The 264-nt window shown below is 51.9% G+C and carries 1 protein-coding gene; it reads left to right on the forward strand.

Features of this window, described 5'->3' with window-relative positions; translation table 11 throughout:
- The coding region (locus tag SB822_RS58015) for a DUF2842 domain-containing protein (RefSeq protein ID WP_410859229.1) at positions 1 to 193 on the forward strand (193 nt) is incomplete at its 5' end.
- Positions 194 to 264: the final 71 nt, after the last annotated feature.

Here is a 264-nt window from a genome sequence, read left to right on the forward strand (position 1 = left end):
CGGTACTTTTTTGCTAGTTTCGCTGGTCATCATCTATGCGGTGTTCGCGACCATTATCGCCGTGGCGCATCTCGCTGAATCGAGCGCCTGGGTGCATCTCCTCTATTTCTTTGTGACCGGTATTCTGTGGGTTCTGCCAGCCATGGGCATCATCTGGTGGATGGCGCAGCCACCGCGAAAAAAACAACATTAATCCCATTTGAGGATGCTGCAGATTATGGCGGGGGACGTTGCAGCACGCATTCTGACGGATTTCAAAGAGAT

Origin of the sequence: Paraburkholderia sp. SIMBA_054 (assembly GCF_046534875.1) — a bacterium.
Classification (GTDB): domain Bacteria; phylum Pseudomonadota; class Gammaproteobacteria; order Burkholderiales; family Burkholderiaceae; genus Paraburkholderia; species Paraburkholderia hospita.